Source organism: Kitasatospora sp. NPDC059673 (genome assembly GCF_042734215.1).
GTDB lineage: Bacteria > Actinomycetota > Actinomycetes > Streptomycetales > Streptomycetaceae > Kitasatospora.
In genome coordinates, this window is the sequence record NZ_JBHWEN010000013.1 from 1 (window position 1) to 18140 (window position 18140).

12 protein-coding genes are annotated in these 18140 nt (G+C 74.8%); 9 read left to right on the plus strand and 3 right to left on the minus strand.

Annotated elements, in window-relative coordinates:
* The first annotated feature begins 233 nt into the window (after positions 1-233).
* Both ACFV18_RS16925 and ACFV18_RS16930 read left to right on the plus strand, forming a co-directional pair.
* Entirely contained in the window at positions 234-1208 is a 975-nt protein-coding gene (locus ACFV18_RS16925; protein ID WP_380483815.1) for an alpha/beta hydrolase, read from the plus strand.
* Between the two features lie 7 nt (positions 1209-1215).
* Entirely contained in the window at positions 1216-1482 is a 267-nt protein-coding gene (locus ACFV18_RS16930; RefSeq protein ID WP_380483817.1) for a WhiB family transcriptional regulator, read from the plus strand.
* Between the two features lie 21 nt (positions 1483-1503).
* Here the strand turns inward: ACFV18_RS16930 and ACFV18_RS16935 are convergent, their stop codons facing one another.
* Both ACFV18_RS16935 and ACFV18_RS16940 read right to left on the minus strand, forming a co-directional pair.
* On the minus strand, positions 1504-2472 hold the full coding sequence (locus ACFV18_RS16935) for a helix-turn-helix domain-containing protein (RefSeq protein ID WP_380483819.1): 969 nt from the start codon (positions 2470-2472) through the stop codon (positions 1504-1506).
* Positions 2473-2675: 203 nt separating this feature from the next.
* Positions 2676-5435, minus strand: coding sequence for an AAA family ATPase (locus ACFV18_RS16940; RefSeq protein ID WP_380483821.1), 2760 nt, complete (start codon positions 5433-5435; stop codon positions 2676-2678).
* A 201-nt stretch (positions 5436-5636) separates the two neighbouring features.
* Between ACFV18_RS16940 and ACFV18_RS16945 the strand changes: the two genes are divergently transcribed.
* From ACFV18_RS16945 to ACFV18_RS16970, 6 genes are all read left to right on the plus strand, one after another.
* Positions 5637-8435, plus strand: a complete 2799-nt coding sequence (locus tag ACFV18_RS16945; RefSeq protein WP_380483824.1) for an AAA family ATPase — start codon at positions 5637-5639, stop codon at positions 8433-8435.
* Positions 8436-8539: 104 nt separating this feature from the next.
* Positions 8540-9526: an alpha/beta hydrolase gene (locus tag ACFV18_RS16950; RefSeq protein ID WP_380483826.1), complete on the plus strand. Its 987-nt coding sequence runs from the start codon at positions 8540-8542 to the stop codon at positions 9524-9526.
* 70 nt (positions 9527-9596) lie between these two features.
* Complete coding sequence (locus ACFV18_RS16955) at positions 9597-10598, plus strand: helix-turn-helix domain-containing protein (RefSeq protein WP_380483828.1); 1002 nt, start codon at positions 9597-9599, stop codon at positions 10596-10598.
* The gene (locus ACFV18_RS16960) at positions 10595-11599 is read left to right on the plus strand and encodes a helix-turn-helix domain-containing protein (RefSeq protein WP_380483829.1); all 1005 of its coding nucleotides are present in this window, start codon (positions 10595-10597) and stop codon (positions 11597-11599) included. Before ACFV18_RS16955 ends, ACFV18_RS16960 begins: the two co-directional genes overlap by 4 nt.
* 436 nt (positions 11600-12035) lie before the next feature.
* Complete coding sequence (locus tag ACFV18_RS16965; RefSeq protein WP_380483831.1) at positions 12036-14717, plus strand: SdrD B-like domain-containing protein; 2682 nt, start codon at positions 12036-12038, stop codon at positions 14715-14717.
* Positions 14718-14828: 111 nt separating this feature from the next.
* The gene (locus ACFV18_RS16970; RefSeq protein WP_380483833.1) at positions 14829-15605 is read left to right on the plus strand and encodes a hypothetical protein; all 777 of its coding nucleotides are present in this window, start codon (positions 14829-14831) and stop codon (positions 15603-15605) included.
* Positions 15606-15612: 7 nt separating this feature from the next.
* On the opposite strand, the gene ACFV18_RS16975 is transcribed toward ACFV18_RS16970, so the two are convergent.
* Positions 15613-16947 carry a right-handed parallel beta-helix repeat-containing protein gene (locus ACFV18_RS16975; RefSeq protein ID WP_380483835.1) on the minus strand — a complete coding sequence of 445 codons (1335 nt, stop codon included), beginning with the start codon at positions 16945-16947 and terminating at the stop codon, positions 15613-15615.
* A gap of 31 nt (positions 16948-16978) precedes the next feature.
* On the opposite strand from ACFV18_RS16975, the gene ACFV18_RS16980 reads away from it, so the two are divergent.
* Positions 16979-18133 (plus strand): Dyp-type peroxidase, encoded by a 1155-nt coding sequence (locus tag ACFV18_RS16980; RefSeq protein ID WP_380483836.1) that lies wholly within the window; start codon positions 16979-16981, stop codon positions 18131-18133.
* The last annotated feature ends 7 nt before the right edge of the window (positions 18134-18140 follow it).

Sequence of the window (18140 nt, forward strand, 5' to 3'; positions counted from 1 at the left end):
TCCGTGTGTGGTGTGGAGCCTAGACACCTCCACCACACCGGAGGTCTTCACTTTGATCAAGCCCTGCACCGTCAACAACGCTTGTGGTCAATACAGCTAGGCCGCCGGGAAAGGCCCGGGCCCGCGACAGGTGTGCACGGACCGTGCGGGGCGGGTGCGTCGTCGGGCAAGTGGGGGTGCGTGGCGTTCCTAGGGTGGGGCGAGATCCAAGCCCAACTTCGAGGGAGCGCGCCGTGACCGACACGAACGCGGTCGGCCGGCGGCCGGTCCTGGAACCGCAGGCGCAGGCTTTCGCGGAGGCGACGGCGAACCCGCCGTACCTGTTCCAGCTGACGCCGGCCGAGGGCCGCCGGGTGGTGGACGAGGCCCAGTCCGGGGAGATCGCCAAGCCGGCGGTGGACGAGGAGTGGCTCACCGTCCCGGGCGGCCCGACCGGCGCCGTCGAGGTGCGCGTCGTCAGGCCCGCCGGCGCGAGCGGCCCGCTGCCCGTCGTGCTGTACCTCCACGGCGCGGGCTGGGTGTTCGGCAACGCGCACACCCACGACCGGCTGGTCCGCGAACTCGCCGTCGGCGCCCACGCCGCCGTGGTCTTCCCCGAGTACGCCCGCTCGCCCGAGGCCCGCTACCCCGTCGCGATCGAGCAGAGCTGGACGGTGGCCCGCTGGGTGGTCACGGACGGCCGCGGCAAGGGGCTGGACGCCGAGCGGATCGCCGTCGCGGGCGACAGCGCGGGCGGCAACCTGGCCGCCGCGCTGACCCTGATGGCGAAGAAGCGCGGCGGCGTCCCGCTGGTGCACCAGGTGCTGTTCCACCCCGTCACCGACGCGTCGTTCGACACCCCGTCGTACCGCGGCTTCGCGACCGGGTACTTCCTGCGCCGCGACGCCATGCAGTGGTTCTGGGACCAGTACACCGCCGACCTCACCCAGCGCGCCGAGATCACCGCCTCCCCGCTGCGCGCCACCGTCGAGGACCTGAAGGGCCTGCCGCCCGCGCTGGTCGTCACCGCCGAGGCCGACGTGCTGCGCGACGAGGGCGAGGCGTACGCGGCGAAACTCCGCGAGGCGGGCGTCCAGGTCACGGCGGTGCGGTTCCAGGGCGTCATCCACGACTTCGTGATGCTGAACGCGCTGCGCCCGACCCGGGCCGCCGGGGCCGCGATCGGGCTGGCCGTGCAGGTCCTGCGCGACGCCCTGCACCAGGGGTGAGGCCGCGATGAAGCCGCCGATCACCGCGCCGCTGCTGAGCGAGTGGGGCTGGCAGGCCCGGGCGGCCTGCCGGGGCATGGACACCGCCGTGTTCTTCTCGCCCTGCGGCGAACAGGGCGAGGCCCGCCGCAGTCGCGAGCGCCGGGCCCGGTCCGTCTGCGGCGCCTGCCCCGTCCGCCTGGCCTGCGCGTCCTTCGCCGTCCGCACCCGCCAGGACTTCGGCATCTGGGGCGGACTCACCGAGGCCGACCGGCAGGTGACCAGGACAGGTTGAGATCACCCGCTCCGGCGCGGGTCAGGCGGCGCCGCTGTCGGGCAGGGCGGCGAGCCGGCCGCGCCGGCTGCGCCACTCGCTCGGGGTGACACCGTACGCGGCCCGGAAGGCGCGGCTGAAGTGCGAGGCGCTGGCGAAGCCGTGCCGCCGGGCCACCTCGGCGAGGGTCGGGCCGTACGGGCCGTGCCGTTCCAGGGCCCGCGCGCAGGCCTCGACGCGGCGCTGCTGGATCAGCCGGGTGACGGTCAACTCCTCGTCCTCGAACAGGCGGTGGAGGTAGCGGACGGAGATCCGCAGCGCCCGGGCCACCGACTCCGGGCCCAGGTCCGGGCGGCCGAGGTGGGCATCGACGTGGGCCAGCGCCCGGGCCACCAGGAGTTCGCGGGCGGTGGCCGGTTCCCGTTCCTCGTCGAAGGCGATCGCGTCCACCAGGTCCGCGACGTGCCCGGCCAGCCGTGCGGCCGCGGTCGGACCGAACTGCGCGGCGTCGCTCAGCACATGGGTCAGCAGCAGGCCGAGCATCGTCACCGCCCCGTCGTCCGGCCGGAGCGTCGAGCCCGCCAGCCGCGACAGCGTCCGCGGGCCGCTGAGGGTGCGCTGCGGCAGGTGGATCAGGTGGAGCCGGAACGGCTCGGGGAAGTGGAGGGCGAACGGGCGGGCCAGGTCCACCACCATGATCTCCTCCGGCCCGGGCCGCAGCGAGGGCCCGGACTGCGAGAAGACCGCCTCGCCCCGCAGGCACAGGGCCAGCGCGAAGCGCTCGGCGGGTTCCGGGCGGCACAGGCTCGGCGGGCGGCTGATCCGCTGCGGACCGGCGTCCAGCGACACGGTGCGCAGGTGGCCCAGGCGATGGGAGCGGACCCGGCCGCGCGGCCCGCCCGGCGCGCCGGCCGTCACCCTGACCGGGACGAGCGCGCGGGACAGCGCCTCGCTCCACACCTCGTGGCGGGTGTCCTCGGGGAAATCGCGGGTGTCCAGGACGAGGGTCATGGGTGTCCCCACCTTCCGTCGTTGCCTGACCGGACGCCCACGGCTGCGGGGCGCGGTCCTCGTTCGCCACCCAGCGTCCCCCGGCCGATCCGCCCGCCCGGCCGTCGCGGGTCCGGCCGGGCACGGCGTGCACGGTGCTGTGCGCGCTCAGGCATGCGGGCGGTGGCGTTCTCGACCGCCCGTGGCCGCCCGCCGACGGAGGGTCACCCCGAGAGGGCGTCCCGGAGTTGGGCCCGGGACTTGATGCCCAGCTTCGGGAAGATCTTGTGCAGGTGGTAGCCGACGGTGCGCGGCGAGAGGTACAGCCGGGAGGCGATGTCCCGGTTGGTGAGCCCCTGCGCCGCCAGCTCCGCTATCTGGAACTCCTGCGGCGTCAGTTCGGCCTTCGCCGCAGGCTCCGGGCCCTGCGGGACGGCGGCGCCCGCCGCGCGCAGCTCCGCCGCGGCGCGCTCGGTCCACGGCCGGGCGTCGAGCCGCCGGAACGTCTCCAGCGCGGTGATCAGCAGCCCGCGGGCCTCGGCCGAGCGCCGCCGGCGGCGCAGCCACTCGCCGAAGTCGAGCTGGGCGAGGGCCCGTTCGAAGGGCCACCGGCCGCCGGCGGGATCGGCCAGCGCGGAACGGAAGTGCCGCTCGGCGGCCTCGTCGCTCTCCCCGACCAGGGCCGCCGCGCGCTGCGTGACGGCGTGCAGGCGCGGCGAGATTCCGTCGCCGAGGGTGCGCTCCGCCGCGGCCAGCACATCCCGGGCGTCCTCGGTCCGCCCCGCGCGGACAGCGGCGGCGGCGAGGTCGGCCAGGTAGTAGAGCGAGGTGTGGTAGTGCACCGGGGCGGGCCGGTAGTCGTGGGTGAAGGTGTTGCGGAGCTCCACGTAGGCGCTCTCGTGGTCGCCCTCGACCACCTTCGCCATGCCCAGCGCGTAGTGGTAACGGGCCCGCAGGCTGCGGGAGTTGCGCAGATCCACCCCGCACAGGGCTTCCTGCGCGCGGGCGCAGGCGCCCTGGTGGTCGCCCCGGAACGCGCCGAGGGTGGCCTGGAGGATCAGCGAGCCGAAGGTGACGTTGTCCGCCCCGGCCTCGGCGGCCATCCAGTACGCGTCCTCGGCCGCGGCCTGCGCCGCCGCCCAGGCCCCCGACTCGCCCTCGGCGAGGGCCAGCGCCTGGGTGAACGTGGCGTTCGAGCCGGCCGTACCGGCCCGGCGCAGCAGGTCCGTCGCGTGGCACAGGATCCGGACCGCCTCGTCCGTCTCGTCCAGCACCCAGGCCGTGGCACCGAGGAAACCCAGATCGGCGAGCGAGTCCGGGGCCGCCAGCGCCAAGGCGCGACGGAACTGCCAAAGCGCCTGCCGGCGGTCGCCGAACGGCCGCACGGCGGTCGCCGACCAGACCCGCTCGGCCGGGTTCGCCTCCTGCGGGATCAGCCGGCCGATCCGCAGCAGCTCGTTGCCGTAGAACGGGTCGCCCGTGTTGTACGCCGAGGTCGCGGCGGTGGCCAGGGCGCCGACGCCGAGCGACGGCTCCAGTTCGACCATCGACTCGGCGACGTGCAGCGACGCCGCCAGCGACTCCTGGTGGCGCAGCGTCAGACCCAGCGCCCACCCCCGCATCAGCTCGCCCTCGGCCCGGGCGACCGGGTCCGCGGTCAGGCCGCCGATCCGGGCGGTGAGGTCGCCCGCCCACTGCGGGTGCCCCGCGAGCATCGCCGCGGTACCCGCGGCCAGCAGGCGCCGCGCGTGCAGCTCCGGGTCCGGGGTGAGCTCGGCGGCCCGCTCCAGCGCGGCCGCCGCGGCCGCGAAGCCGCCCCGGGCACGGGCCCGCTCGGCGGTCTCGGCGAGCGCCTGCGCCACGGCCGCGTCCTGGCCGACCGTCCCGGCGGCCAGGTGCCAGGCCCGCCGGTCGGGCTCGGCGCCGGCCGCGTCGGCCAGCGCCAGGTGCGCCGCCCGGCGCTCGGCGAAGCTCGCCGCCTGGTAGACGGCGGAGCGCACCAGCGGATGACGCAGCAGCACCTGCCCGCCTTCCAGCCGCAGCAGCCCCGCCTCCTCGGCGGGCAGCAGCGCCCCGACCACGTCGCTCCCGGCGGACGCGTTCACGATGTCCCCGAGCCCGGTGGTTCCGGCGGCCGCGACCAGCAGCAGCGCGGCGCGGGTCTTCGGCGGCAGACCGGGGAGCTCGGCGGCGAACAGGTCCTCCAGCCGGCGGGTCAGCGGCAGGGTCTGCGCCGCCCCCGGCCGGCCCGCCCCCCGGGCGACGGCCCGGGACAGCTCGATCAGCGCCAGCGGGTTGCCCGCCGCCTCCTGGAGCACCTGCGACCGGGCCCGCCCGGTCGGCGGGACAGGCTGGGCGTTCAGCAGCAGCCCCGCGTCCGCCCTGGCCAGCGGACCGGCCGTCAGGTGCGGGAAGTCGCGGTCGAACCGACCCGGCACGCCCGCCTCGCGCGCGGCCAGCAGCATCACCGCGGCCTCCCCGTCCAAGCGGCGGGCGACGAACGCCAGGATGTCCAGCGAGCCGAGGTCCAGCCACTGGAGGTCGTCCACCAGCAGCAGCAGCGGCTGCCGGGCGGCCGCCTCGGTGATCAGCGTGGTCACCCCCACGCACAGGTGCAGCGGATCGGCGGGCCCCGCGTCCTCGCCGGCCAGCCCGAACGCGCACCGCAGCGCCGCACGCTGACGCTCCGGCAGGTCGTCCAGACCCGCCAGCAGCGGACGGAGCAGCTGGTGCAGCCCCGCCAGCGCCAGCCCGCTCTCCGCCTCGCTGCCGCGCACCCGCAGCGTCTGCAACCCCCGGGCGGCGCCCTGCCCGGCGGCCCAGTCGACCAGCGTGCTCTTCCCCGCACCCGGCTCCCCGGTCAGCACCAGCACATGGGTGCCCTCGCCCCGCACGGCATCGAGCAGGCCATCGATCCGGGCCAGCTCCGACGCCCGCCCGAAGATCGCCGGCGCGGCCGGCCCGTTCCCGCCCGTGTGCACCATCTCGTCCCGTCCTGCCAGGTCAGGGCCCTGATACCCCGACGCGGTGCGGCCATCCTGTCAGCCCCCGGGACGGGCCCGGAGACCGGTGTCCGGACGACGACCGGTCATTTGACAGAAGCGCGACCGGCCGGGCCCCGGACAGCATCGGCAGGGAGGGGGGAGAAGTGCCGTGACGACCACGGCGGGCACAGCGGAGTGGACATGACGAGCACCGGGACGCACCGGGACAACCCCGAGGACTTCGGCGACCGGGCGGCCTCCACCCACTCCACCCACGCCCCCACCCACGGCATCGACCGGCTGGTCGGACGCGGCGCCGAACTGGCGGCGCTGCGCCGCTGGGTCCGGCACGAACCCGGCGCGCCCCGGGCGCTGGTGCTGCTCGGCGAGGAGGGCATCGGCAAGTCCCGGCTGCTGCGCTCCGCCTGCGAACAGGCCGCGCAGGCAGGGCAGTCGGTGCTCACCGCCCAGGGCTGGGCACCCGAGCGCGAGGTGCCCTACGGGCTGCTCCGGCAGCTGCTCGCGTCCTCGCCGGAGCGGATCCAGGCCCCGGCCGCACTCGACGCCGGCACGCCGGCCGGGCCCGAGCCGGCGGCCGCCGTCGCCGCCCTGCTGGACGGCGCACCGGTGCTGATCGCCGTGGACGACGCACACGCCTGCGACCGCCCCACCCTGGAACTGCTGGGCTCGCTGGTCCGCCGCCCCGGCGGCCGCATCTCGGTGCTGCTGGCCGCCCGCGACCAGGAGGCGCTGCGGACGCTGCCCGCCGACACCGCCGTGCTGCACCTGGACCCGCTCCCGCCGAGCGCCTGCGCCGAACTGCTGGACGCGGTACCCGGCGCACCCGTCGGACGCACCCGCCTGGAGGTGCTGGAGGAGGCCGAGGGCAACCCCTCCGCCCTGCTGGAACTCTGCCGCCGACGGTCCTTTCGGACCGACCCGGCCGCCGCCCGTCCGCGCACACCCCGCCTGCACACCGTCCGGACCAGGTTCGACACCCTGCTCGGCCGGCTGCCCGCACCGACCCGCCACGCCCTCCTCCACGCCGCGCTCGCGCTGCCCGGTGACGACGCCTCGGCCGTGATGGCCGCCCTGGGCACCACCGACCTGGGGATCTGGGCCCCCGCCGAGGAAGCCGGGATCCTCGCCCTGACCGACGGCCGGCTCGTCTTCCGGCACCCGCTGGCCCGGGTCGCCGCCGTCGGCGGCCAGCCCGCCGTCCTGCTCACCCGGGCCCACCGGGCCCTCGCCGAGCGGGCCTCCGCCCGCCCGCTCGACCGGGTCCGCCACCTGGTCGCCGCCACCGTCGGCCCGGACGCCGCGTTCACCGAGAACCTGCGGCCCGCCGTCGAACGCGCCACGGACGAGTTCACCCTCGCCCAGGCCCTGGAGGACGCCGCCCGGGTCAGCACCGACCCCGACGAACAGGCCCGCCTGCTCACCGAGGCCATGGCCGCGGCCGCCGCCGTCGGCGACCCGGACTGGGTCCGCAACCTGCACACCCGCTTCCGCAGCGTCAACAGCGACCCCCGGCTCGCCCGCCGGGCCGCCGTCGCCGCGGCGGCCGCGCTCTCGCACACCTCCCGGCAGAAAGAGGCGTTCGACCTGCTACTGGACGCCACGGCCGAGCCCACGGCCGAGCCCACGGCCGACACCGCACTCGACACCGCGCACGACACGAAACTGGCCGCCCTGGCAGCGGCCATCGCCGACCAGTCGGGCCTGCCGGAGCACCGCAACCGGCTCGCCGAGCTGCTCGCCGCCCTCCGCGCACCCGGACCGGAGGCGCGGCCCGGCACCGAGGAGCCCGGCGTGCTCGCGGGCTTCGTGCAGGCCCTGACCACCCGGCCCGCAGGCGCCCGCCGAGCCCCCGCCCGCCGCAGCACCCCCGCGATCGGCAGCACCCCCGCGATCGGCAGCCCGGAACCGCTGATCCGCCGCCTCGCCGTCGCATCCGTCGCCTACCTCTCCGACGAACCCGACGACTGCCTGGCACACTTCCGCGCCGCCGACAGCCACCTGCGCGGCCGCCGCGCCTTCGGCCTCCGCGCCTGGTACGCGGCGCCCCTGCTGGACACCCTGCTGGCCACCGGTCAGTGGCCGGAGGCAGCCGCCCTGCTGGACGAGGCCAAGGACCGGGCGGCCGTGCTGCGCCTGACCCGGATCCGCGCCGACCTGGAGGCCCTCGACCTGTCGCTGCGCGCCCTGCGCGGCACCGCACCCGCCGACGCGCCCCTGCGACCGGCCGTCCCGCTCGACGTGCACGAGAACCTCGCCACCCAGGTCCGGGCGGTGCGGGCCCGCGCCCAGGTCGCGATGGCCCACGGCGAATGGGCCGACGCCTACCGCCGGCTGCGCACCCTGTTCGCCGAGGACGGCACCCCCCGCCACCCCTTCCTCTCCTCGCGCTGCCTGGCCGACCTCGCCCTGGCCGCCCACCGGGCCGGCCTCGCCGACCGGGCGGCACCGGTCCTGCACCGGGTGCGAGACGCTCACGAGGAACGGCCGACCACCCGGATGACGCTCCTGCTGCACCACGCCACCGCGCTGCTCGATCCCGGCCCCGACCCGGAACACCACTTCCGCCTCGCCCTGGTGAACGCGGACGGCGAACGCTGGCCGCTCGAACGCGCCCAGGCCCGGCTCAGCTACGCGATCCGGCTGCGCCGCGACCGGCGGCCCTCGGAGGCTCGGCAGCAACTCGTCGCGGCGCTCGAAACCGCCGAGACCCTCGGCTCCCGGCCGCTCGCCGAGGCGATCCGCCACGAACTGCGCGCCACCGGCGTCGCCACGGCCACCGGCTCCGGCGCGGCGCTGGGCGGGCTCACCGCCCAGCAGCAGCAGATCGTCCGGATGGCCGCCCGGGGCCTGTCCAACCGCGAGATCGGCGAACAGCTCTTCCTCTCCCCGCGCACCGTGGGCACCCACCTGTACAACGTCTATCCCAAACTCGGCGTCAGCAGCCGCCACCAACTGCGCGACCTGCTCCCCAGCGCCTGAGCAGCCCCTGGTCGTTCACCGTGGGCACGGCTACGGTGTCACCCGGCGACGCCGGACACGGCGCACCGACCGCGGTGGCACAGCAGAACGAGAGATGAGGTGGCGTGGAGCCCGACGCGTGGCCGGAGGAGGACCTTCTGCGGCCTTCCCGGATCGTGCTGGACCCGGCGGTGGCGCGGCTGGTCGCGGCCTCGGCCGTCCCGCCCGGGCTCGACGAGCTCGGGCCGGTGACCGGCCGTCAGGCCCTGCTGGAGTCCCAGGGCGACCTGATCGAGGACTGCGAGGTGGACGCCGAATTCCGGGTCGCACCCGTCGGGCCCTGCGGACTGGTCGGCTTCTGGACCTTCCGCCCGCTCGGCGCCGAGGGCCCGCTGCCCGCCGTGCTCTACGTCCACGGCGGACGCTGGATGCTCGGCGACGCCCAGACCCACGCCCGCCTGATCACCGACCTGGTCAACGGCAGCGGCGCGGTCGCCGTCGTCCCCGAGTACAGCAGGACCCCCGAGGCCCGCTACCCCGTCGCGCTGGAGGAGTGCTACGCCCTGCTCCGGTGGATCGCCGCCCGCCCCGAACCGCTGGGCATCACCGCCGACCGCATCGCCGTCGCGGGCGACTGCGCCGGAGCCACCCTGGCCACCGCCGTCGCGATGCTCGCCACCACCCGCGGCGGCCCCGCCCTGCGCGCCCAACTCCTCTACTACCCGCTGGTGGACCCCGCCTGCGGCAGCGCCGCGCAGCGCCGCTTCGGCGCCGGCTACCTGCTCAGCCGCCAGGGCATGCGCCGCTACTGGCAGGAGTACCTCGGCTCGCCCGAGGACGGCGACCGGCCGACGGCCAGCCCGCTGCGGGCCGGCCCCGACCTGCTTGCCGCACTGCCGCCGGCCCTGGTCGTCACCGCCGAGGCGGACGTCGTCCGGGACGAGGGTGAGGAGTACGCCGCCCGCCTGCGCGCCGCCGGTGTGCCCACCACCGCCGTGCGCTTCCTCGGCACCGTCCACGACTTCGTCTCGCTGAACGCGCTGCGCGACAGCCCCCCGACGCTGGCGGCCGTCCAGCAGGGCTGCGACTTCCTGCGCGCGCACCTCGCCTGAGCAGCACCACCCCGGCAGACCAGTCGTCCGACTCATGCGCCGGAGCCCACTGCCCCGGCATGCTGGCCGCATGCCAGCTCCCACCTCCCCGACCGCGCCCGCCCGGCTGCTGACGACCCGTTCGGTCCCGGCGGCCGAGAGCCTGGAGTACTGGCACGACGCGGTGCTCGCCAGCCTGGTCGGCATGGACATCCGCACCGACGGCCACAGCTACGACGCCGCCATGCACAACCGGACGGTCGGCGACCTGCGGATCAGCACCCTCGAATGCGACCCCGCGGACGTCCGCCGCTCGCCGCGTTCCATCGCGCGCGGAGACGGACAGTACGTGTTCGTCGCGCTCCAGAGCACCGGCATCGCCCAGGTCGAACAGGACGGCCGCACCGACGAGTTGAGGGCCGGCGACATCGGCTTCTTCGAGACCATCCGGCCCTTCCGCAGCCGCTACCCCGAGCGCTTCCGGCTCAAGCTCTTCACCCTGCCGCGCGCCCTGCTCTGCCAGGACGAGGGCGACCTGCGCCGGCTCACGGCCCGGCCGCTGCACAGCGGCCACGCCCTGGGCCGGCTGCTCTCGCCGTTCCTCGAACGGCTGGCCGACACCGCGGACGCCCACGCCGCGCCGCTGGCCGAGAAACTGGCCCGGGGCGCCATCGACCTGATCGCCGCCACCGCCGCCCAGCAACTCGGCCGGCCCGTGCAGGACCTGCCCGGCGCGCACAACGCCGTTCTGCTGCGCGTGCAGCAGTACGTCCGCTGGCACCTGGCCGACCCCGGACTGACCCCGGCGGCCATCGCCCGGGCGCACGGCATCTCCGTGCGGTACCTGCACCGGCTCTTCGAGGGCGAGGGCCGGACGCTGTGCCAGTGGATCCGCGGACAGCGCCTGGAGGAGTGCCGCCGGGCGCTCGCCACCGCCCCGGCCGACTCGGTCGACCTGGGACGCATCGCCCGCCGCTGGGGCTTCACCAGCGGCGCGCAGCTGAGCCGGGCCTTCCGCAGCGCCTACGGCCAGTCGCCGACCGACTGGCTGCTGACCGAACGCCACCGCCGCGCGACCGGGGAGCTCCGGTGACGGCCCCCGACCCGGCGCGGCGGGCGGCCGCCTGGCAGCTGGCGCTGTCGCGGGCCTTCGCCCGGGTCGAGGTGGCCGTGCACGACCCGGCCTGGACGGGCTCGCTGGCCACCGTGCGCCTGGGCAGCCTGCAAATGTCCGAGGAGAGCTCCGGGCCGGCCACCGTCCTGCGGGACGCGGCGGCCGTCGCGGCCGACCCGTGCGGGGACGTCGCCGCCCGGCTGCAACTCGACGGCACCGCGCGGGTGTTCCAGGACGGCCGGGTGGTCGAGCTGCCGCCGTGCTCGCTCACCTTCCTCGACCTGAGCCGGCCCTTCCGGCTCGTCCTCCCGCCGCTCCAGCGGGCCAGGACCCTGCTGGTGCCGAGGTCCGTCCTCGGACTGGAGGAGAGCGCACTGCGCCGGTTCACCGCGACGCCGGTCGATTCGGCCGAGGGGAGTGCCGGGGCCCTGCTGCTGCCGTTGCTGGCCAACGCGGGGGCGGCGCTCGGCGGAGCGTCGTTCGCGGTGCAGGAGCAGATGGCGCGCGCCGTGGCCGAGTTGCTGGCCGCGCTGGCCGCCGACCACGCGGCCCGGACCGGCCCGGACGGGCGGTTCGCCGCGCCCTCGCTGTTCGAGCGGATCACCGCCTCGGTGGAGGCCTCGCTGGGGGATCCCGAGTTGTCCCCGCAGTCGATCGCCGACCGGCACGGCGTCTCGCTGCGCTACCTGCACCAGCTGTTCCAGCGCCGGGGCGAGACGGTCGGCGGGTGGATCCGGGGGCGCCGACTGGCAGGGGCGCAGCGGGAGTTGGCCCGCCCCGACGCGCCGGGCCGGACGATCGCCGCGGTCGCCGCGCACTGGGGCTTCGCCAGCGCCTCGCACTTCAGCCGTGCGTTCCGGGAGACCTACGGAATGTCCCCGAACCAGTGGCGAGCCGATCGGTCGGCCGCCGGTCGGCCGGCCGCCGGAACACCGGAGTGCTTGGCGCAAAGTCGACTTGGCGAGGATGCCACTCTTTGACAGCGGCCCGGCCGGACCGTGATGATCTGCGGTCGTGCACGCCCGGCGTCCCCGGGAATTCGGCGGCGGGGGATTTCCGGCCGTGCGCCGGGCGTGCGGGAATCGGGGGAGGGCGCGGCAGGGGCGGTGCGCGCCCTGGTCGGGAGTCCAGGGCCACAGGTGCGGCCACCTGGGGGCGGTGGCCGGAAAGCGCACGTCGGCGAGGTGCCGGGGCTCGGCCCGAGGGCGTGAGACAGGGCGCGCGGCCGGGTTGCCGGGGCGTGGGGAGCGCACGGAACCGATCGCTCGTGCTCCATGACGGGACGTCAATTTGGTGGCCTGGTAAGCATGATGTGTCCATTCCGCTTACTATTCGGCCAAACGAGGGGCGCGCGGGACCGAATCGGTGATCTTACTGCGGGGGTTCGGCGTGCCTTCCTGACGACGAGAGCAGGGCATGACCCACACAGAACAGGAAACCCGAGCGTCCGCGCCCCGCGCGGGCCGGCGGACGGCCGAGCGGGCCGCCGCCGTGGTGGCGGCCCTCGCCGCCGCCACCGCTGTCGCCGCCCCCTCCGCCTCGCCCCAGACCGCCGACGGTTCGGTGACGGTGCAGGTGGTGCGGACGGTCGACGAGAGCGGAACGTGGTCGGGCCCGGCGCTGGAGCCGGGCATGGCCGGAGTGACGGTCACCCTGACCGGCGAGGACGGCGCGGTCAGCGCCGCCGTGACCGCCGCCGACGGCACGGTCACGCTCAAGCCGTCCAAGTCGACCGCCGGCGGCAAGCACCGCGTCCAGGTGGTCAATCCGAAGCCGGGCGTGCTGTTCCCGGCCTTCGCCTCCCGCGAGGGCCTGACCGGCGCGCCGGACAAGCTCAGCAGCAACGAGGAGTTCGTCGACCTCTCGGCCGGCAAGCAGGCCAAGCTCACCACCGGCTTCTGGAACCCCGCCGACTACTGCCAGCAGAACGCGCCCCTGGCCACCGCCTGCCAGCCGGCCTCCCTCGACCCGGCGGGCAAGCGCACCCTGCTGACCTTCCCGTACCGCTCCCGCGGCGTGAACAAGGACGTCACCGACATCAGCACCACCGGTGACACCGGCAACGTCTTCGGCATCGCCTGGAACCGGGACGACCGGCGCCTGTTCAGCTCCGCCCAGGCCAAGCGCGCCACCGTGTACGGCCCCGGCGGACCGGGCGCGATCTACGTCACCGACCCGGCGACGAAGGCGACTTCGCTGTTCGCCACCGTCCCCGACGCCGGCAGCACCACGCACGCCGGCAACGCCCAGGACGACGCCTTCGTGGCCCCGGTCGGCAAGGAGAGCCTCGGCGGGCTGAAGCTCACCGAGGACGGCCGCGACCTGTACGTGGTCAACCTCCACGACCGCAAGCTGTACCGCTACGACGCCACGGCGAAGACCGCCTCCGCGCCCAAGGCCGTGTACAGCATCCCCACCCCCGCCGACTGCCCGTCGGCGGACGACTGGCGGCCCTTCGGCCTCGGCATGCAGGACGGCGTCGGCTACGTCGGTGGCGTCTGCTCCGGCCAGTCCACCCAGAAGATCGGCGATCTGCGGGCGATCGTGCTGCCCTTCGACCCGGCCACCGGGAAGTTCGGCGCCGCCGTCCTCAACCAGCCGCTCGACTACCACGGCACGCCGGCCGGCTGCAACGCCTACTTCTGGTACCCGTGGCAGGACACCGTGCCGAGGACGCCGAACGGCGACGTCTGCGGGCTCAACCCGGAGCCCGAACTCGGCGAGATCGGCTTCGAGACCGACGGTTCCATGCTGCTCTCGTTCCGCGACCGGTACGCCGACCAGGCCGCCGCCGCCCCGCCCGAGGGCCCGCTGCCGAACGGCTTCGTCTACGTGCTCGCCTCGGCCGACCTCAACAAGGCCTGCAAGTCCGGCGACACCTACGTGATGGACATCAATCTCGGCTGTGGGATCACCACCAAGGGCAAGGGCTTCTTCAACCTGAACCGCCCCGCCCCGGCCGGCCATCCGTACGCGTCCTTCGCGGGCATGGCGCTGTCAAAGGTCGAGAACTCCATCGCCACCTCGGGCTACGACGTCTCCAACAACGTCGTCACCGCCGGCACCATGTTCACCCTGCGCACCGGCGGGATCGACCCCGGCTTCGGCAACGAACTCTCCGACGGCCGCTCGCGCTTCGGCAAGGGCGCGGCGATGGCCGACCTCGAAGTGCTCTGCGACCGGGCGCCGCTGCAGATCGGCAACCGGGTCTGGTACGACCCGGAGCGCTCCGGCCTCCAACTGCCGCAGCAGAAGCCGGTTCCGGGCGCGACCGTCAACCTGTACGACGCGGACGGCAAGAAGGTCGGCACCACCAAGACCACCCCGCGCGGCGAGTACTACTTCGACAACAGCAACGTCACCGGCGGGCTGAAGCCGAACACCAAGTACACCATCCGCCTCGACAACCCCGCCGACTACGCCAAGGGTGGCCCGCTGTACCACTGGGTCCCGACCAAGGACAACGTCGGCGACAGCCGCCTGCTCGACTCCGACGGCACCGTCCCCAAGGGCGGCACCTACGTCGAGCGCGCCCTGACCACCGGCGGCCCGGGCCAGAACGACCACAGCTTCGACTTCGGCTTCATGCAGCAGCAGGGCGCGCTGCGCCTGGTCAAGCACGACCAGGACGGCAAGCCGCTGCCCGGCGCGGTGTTCCAGCTGTGGCGCGAGACCAACGGCACCGACGGCCTCCAGGCCGACGGCGACAAGGCGGACACCAAGGTCGGCGACCCGTGCACCACCGGCGACGACGGCAGCTGCGCCAGCACCGCCGACAAGGGCACCTACTACTGGCAGGAAGTCACCCCGCCCAAGGGCTACCAGGCCCCGGAGCAGCCGGTCCTCGGCCCGGTCGTGCTGGACGACGAGCACCTGGAGGACGGCATCACCACCACCGCCGTCAACCGGCTGATCCCGCCGCCGCCCAGCACCCCGGCGCCCACGCCCACCCCGGAGCCGTCGTCACAGCCCTCGGGCGGCCTCGCGTACACCGGCACGAACGACACCGTGCTGACCTACGCCCTGGTCGGCGGAGCGATCCTGCTGGTGGTCGGCGCCGGACTGCTGATCGCCGTCCGCAAGCGCCGCGACAGCTGACGCCACAACAGCTGACGCCGCGACAGCAGCGACAGCGGTGAACGGGGCCCCGGGATACTCTCCCGGGGCCCTTCCCACAGAACTTCCCGCACCGAGGAGCGAGACGACCCGATGGCATCCGACAAGAAGCGCCCGTCCCGGCGCACGCTGATCGTCACCGCCGTGGCGGCGGCCATGCTTGCGGGCGGCGGCGTGACGGCCTGGCAGCTGGTGGGCGGTCAGGAGGAGAGCCGTCCGCTGTCCACCGAGGAGGCGTCCCGGCTGGCGCTCTCCCGGCTGAAGGTCTATCAGGCCAGCCCGCTGCGGGTGACGCTGAAGGCACAGGAGGGCGACGGCATGGTGGTCGAGGTGCAGGGCGTGGTGGACTACCGCAGCAAGCACGCGGCGGGCAGCTACACCGTCACCAAGAAGGGCAGCACCCTCGACCAGGGGCTGGTGGTGTGGGACGCCGGCGGGCTGGGCCTGGCCAAGGCGCCCGCAGGGGTGGACGGTTCGGCCTGGGAGCAGGCCGAGCACGTGCCGCGCACCGGCTGGACCTCGCGCAGCTACGGCACCGACCCGCTGGACGCCGGGCTCCAGATGCTGATCCAGCTGGGCGCGGACCGGCCCGACAACCCCCTGCTGCTGGCCCAGGCAGGCCCGCGTTGGCTCGGCCGGGACCGGATCGACGGCCGCGACTACGACCGGATCGCGGGCCCGCGCCCGCGCGACGCCGCCGACAAGGACAGCGGCGCCACCTCGCCGATCACCTACTGGATCGACTCCGACGGCGGCCTGCGCCGGGTCACCATGCGGATGGCCGGCCTCGGCACCCCGACCACCCTGGAACTCGGCGGTCAGGACGCCGGGGCCAAACTCCCGGAAGCGCCCTGGGCGACGGCCGGCTGAGCTGCCGTCAGACGGCCGTCGGCAGCGGGTAGCTGTCCGGATCGACCTTGCCCGGCAGATCGACGGCGGGAACGGCGGGCGCGTTCGGGTCGGCCATCGACGGCTGCGCGGGCGGCACCGGCACGGCGTTGAACGGCATCCCCGGCGGCGCCTGCACCCCGGCGGCCCGGCCCGCCGGGACCTTGCCGCCGCCGCTCGCCCCGCACGCGGCCAGCCGCTCCAGCTCGGCGGGGCTCTGGGTGCCCGGGCTGTTGTCGGAGAAGCAGTTGCCCGGGTCGGCGGCCGAACTGACCAGGTCCACACCGTTGCCGGTGGCCTTGTTCCCGGTCACCCGGTTGTTGGAGGCGGGATGCCCCGGCGGGTCGGTCACCACCACGCCCGCCGCCCGGTTGCCCTGGACGAGGTTGCGTTCGACCCGGTTGTCGGTGCCGCCGCCGATACCGATCCCGATGCCGAAACCGCCGTCGGCCTGCTGCGGCGAGTCCGCCGAGTTGTTGTTCGCGACCACGTTGCCGGCGATCACCGCGGCGTGCTGCGGGGCCAGCGACTCCAGGTCGTTGGAGTTGATGGTCACGCCGACCCGGTTGTTGACCGCCCGGTTGCCCACCACCGTCAGGTTCTCCGAGGCGTTGGTGATCTCGATGCCGACCGCGTTGCGCTCCACCGTGTTGCCCCGCACCAGCGTGTTGCACGGCCTGCACTGCCCGACGTAGATCCCCGAGTCGGCCTGCCCCGAGGCGTAGGACTCCTCGATGATCCCGTCGCGCGCGTCGAACGCGTAAATGCCGTACAGGGCGTTCCCGTACGAGGTCACCTTGCTCGCCCGGAAGCCCTGCACCGCGGGAAAGCGGGTGGTGTCCAGCGGGTCGTACGCGGAACCGCCCGCGCCGTGACGCTGGAGCTTCTCGTCCGTGACGCCGGTGAACAGCACGCCGTTGGCCAGGAAGCCGCGCACGGTGAGGTTCTCGACCACGGTGCCCGCGCCGGTCGCGGTGATCCCGTTGATCAGCTTCAGATCGCCGTCGAAGATCACCGTGTTGCGGTCCGAACCGCGAAGCACGATACGGGGCTTGGTGATCCGCACGCTCTCCTTGTACACGCCCGGGTGCACCAGCACCAGGTCACCGGGGTTGGCGACATCCACCGCGCGCTGCACCGTCGGGACGTCCTCGGGCACCTGGATCACCGTGCCCGGCGGGTGACGGTCGGCGGACGGCGACGCCGAGGAGGAACAGGCGGCGAGCGCCGGAAGCAGCAGCCCCAGCGCCATCAGGCCGGTCCGGAACCGGCGCGGACCGGTCCGTCGGCGTACCAACAGGTGGAAACCATGGAGGAGTTGCATGAAACGTGTTCTATCGTCTCCAATAGCGCCCATGCACATCGAATCGGGGAACCCGCAGGACACCACCGCGTCTGCTCGGCCCCGGATCGGCCGCCGGGCACTGCTCTCGGCCGGCGCCGTGCTGGCCGCCGGAGCGGGCGCGGCCGCCGCCACCGCCCTCGGCCGTGACCCGGGCCGTGGGCCTGCCACCGCTCCGCCACCCGCCGCCGTCCCCCACCACGGCGCGCGACAGTCCGGCCTGACGTACCGTCAACTCCCCGCCACCAGGCTGCTCGCGCTCGACCTCCCCGCCTCCGCCGACCGCGAGGCGCTGCGCGGCCTGCTCGCCGGGCTCGACAAGGTGCTCGCGGCCGCCTCCGACGGCAGCCTCGCCGACCCGCGGCTGTCCGCCACCCCGATCTCCTCGCTGGCCGCGATCGGCCCGGCGCCGGCCGCCCGGCTGAAGCTCCCCGTGCCCGCCGAACTCGCCGAACTGCCTTCGTTCGCCGGCGATCAGCTCGACGCCAAGCGCAGCGGCGGTGACCTCCTCCTCCAGGTCTCGGCCGAACACCCGTGGACCACCGGCGTCCTGACGGAACATCTGCTCGCCGCCGCCAAGCCCTCCGGGGCAACCCTCCGCTGGAACCAGGCCGGGTTCCTGCCGTCCGTCCCCGACGGGGAGACCCCGCGCAACCTGTTCGGCTTCAAGGACGGCAGCGCCAACCCCGACCCCGCCGACCCCGGCCTGTGGAACGCCGACGGCACCATCCTGGTCTACCGCCGGATACGCATGGACACCGCCGCCTTCGCCGCCCTCCCGACAGACCGTCAAGAACTCGCCATGGGCCGCCACCTCACCTCCGGCGCCCCCCTCAGCGGCGCCGCCGAGCACGACGACCCCGACATCTACATCAAGCACCCCGACGGCTCCTACGTCATCCCCGCCACCGCCCACGTCCGCCTCAGCAGCCCCCGCCTCGACGGCGGCGCCCGCATGCTCCGCCGCGGCTACTCCTACGACGACGCCCCCGACGACCGCGGCCTCCTCTTCTGCGCCTTCATGCGCGACCCCGCCCTCTTCACCCGCGTCCAGAACCGCCTCGCCGAGAACGACGCCCTCAACCCCTTCCTCACCCACAACGCGTCAGCAGTGGCCTGGGTCCTCCCGGGCTCCCACCCGGACCGGCCACTGGGAGCGACGCTGTGAAAACGCG

Bases quoted from the DNA above. Each gene is read 5' to 3' on its own strand.
- ACFV18_RS16930 (WP_380483817.1), top strand. From the start codon at position 1,216: ATGAAGCCGCCGATCACCGCGCCGCTGCTGAGCGAGTGGGGCTGGCAG.
- ACFV18_RS16935 (WP_380483819.1), bottom strand. From the start codon at position 2,472: ATGACCCTCGTCCTGGACACCCGCGATTTCCCCGAGGACACCCGCCAC.
- ACFV18_RS16940 (WP_380483821.1), bottom strand. From the start codon at position 5,435: ATGGTGCACACGGGCGGGAACGGGCCGGCCGCGCCGGCGATCTTCGGG.
- ACFV18_RS16945 (WP_380483824.1), top strand. From the start codon at position 5,637: ATGACGAGCACCGGGACGCACCGGGACAACCCCGAGGACTTCGGCGAC.
- ACFV18_RS16955 (WP_380483828.1), top strand. From the start codon at position 9,597: ATGCCAGCTCCCACCTCCCCGACCGCGCCCGCCCGGCTGCTGACGACC.
- ACFV18_RS16965 (WP_380483831.1), top strand. From the start codon at position 12,036: ATGACCCACACAGAACAGGAAACCCGAGCGTCCGCGCCCCGCGCGGGC.
- ACFV18_RS16970 (WP_380483833.1), top strand. From the start codon at position 14,829: ATGGCATCCGACAAGAAGCGCCCGTCCCGGCGCACGCTGATCGTCACC.
- ACFV18_RS16975 (WP_380483835.1), bottom strand. From the start codon at position 16,947: ATGCAACTCCTCCATGGTTTCCACCTGTTGGTACGCCGACGGACCGGT.
- ACFV18_RS16980 (WP_380483836.1), top strand. From the start codon at position 16,979: ATGCACATCGAATCGGGGAACCCGCAGGACACCACCGCGTCTGCTCGG.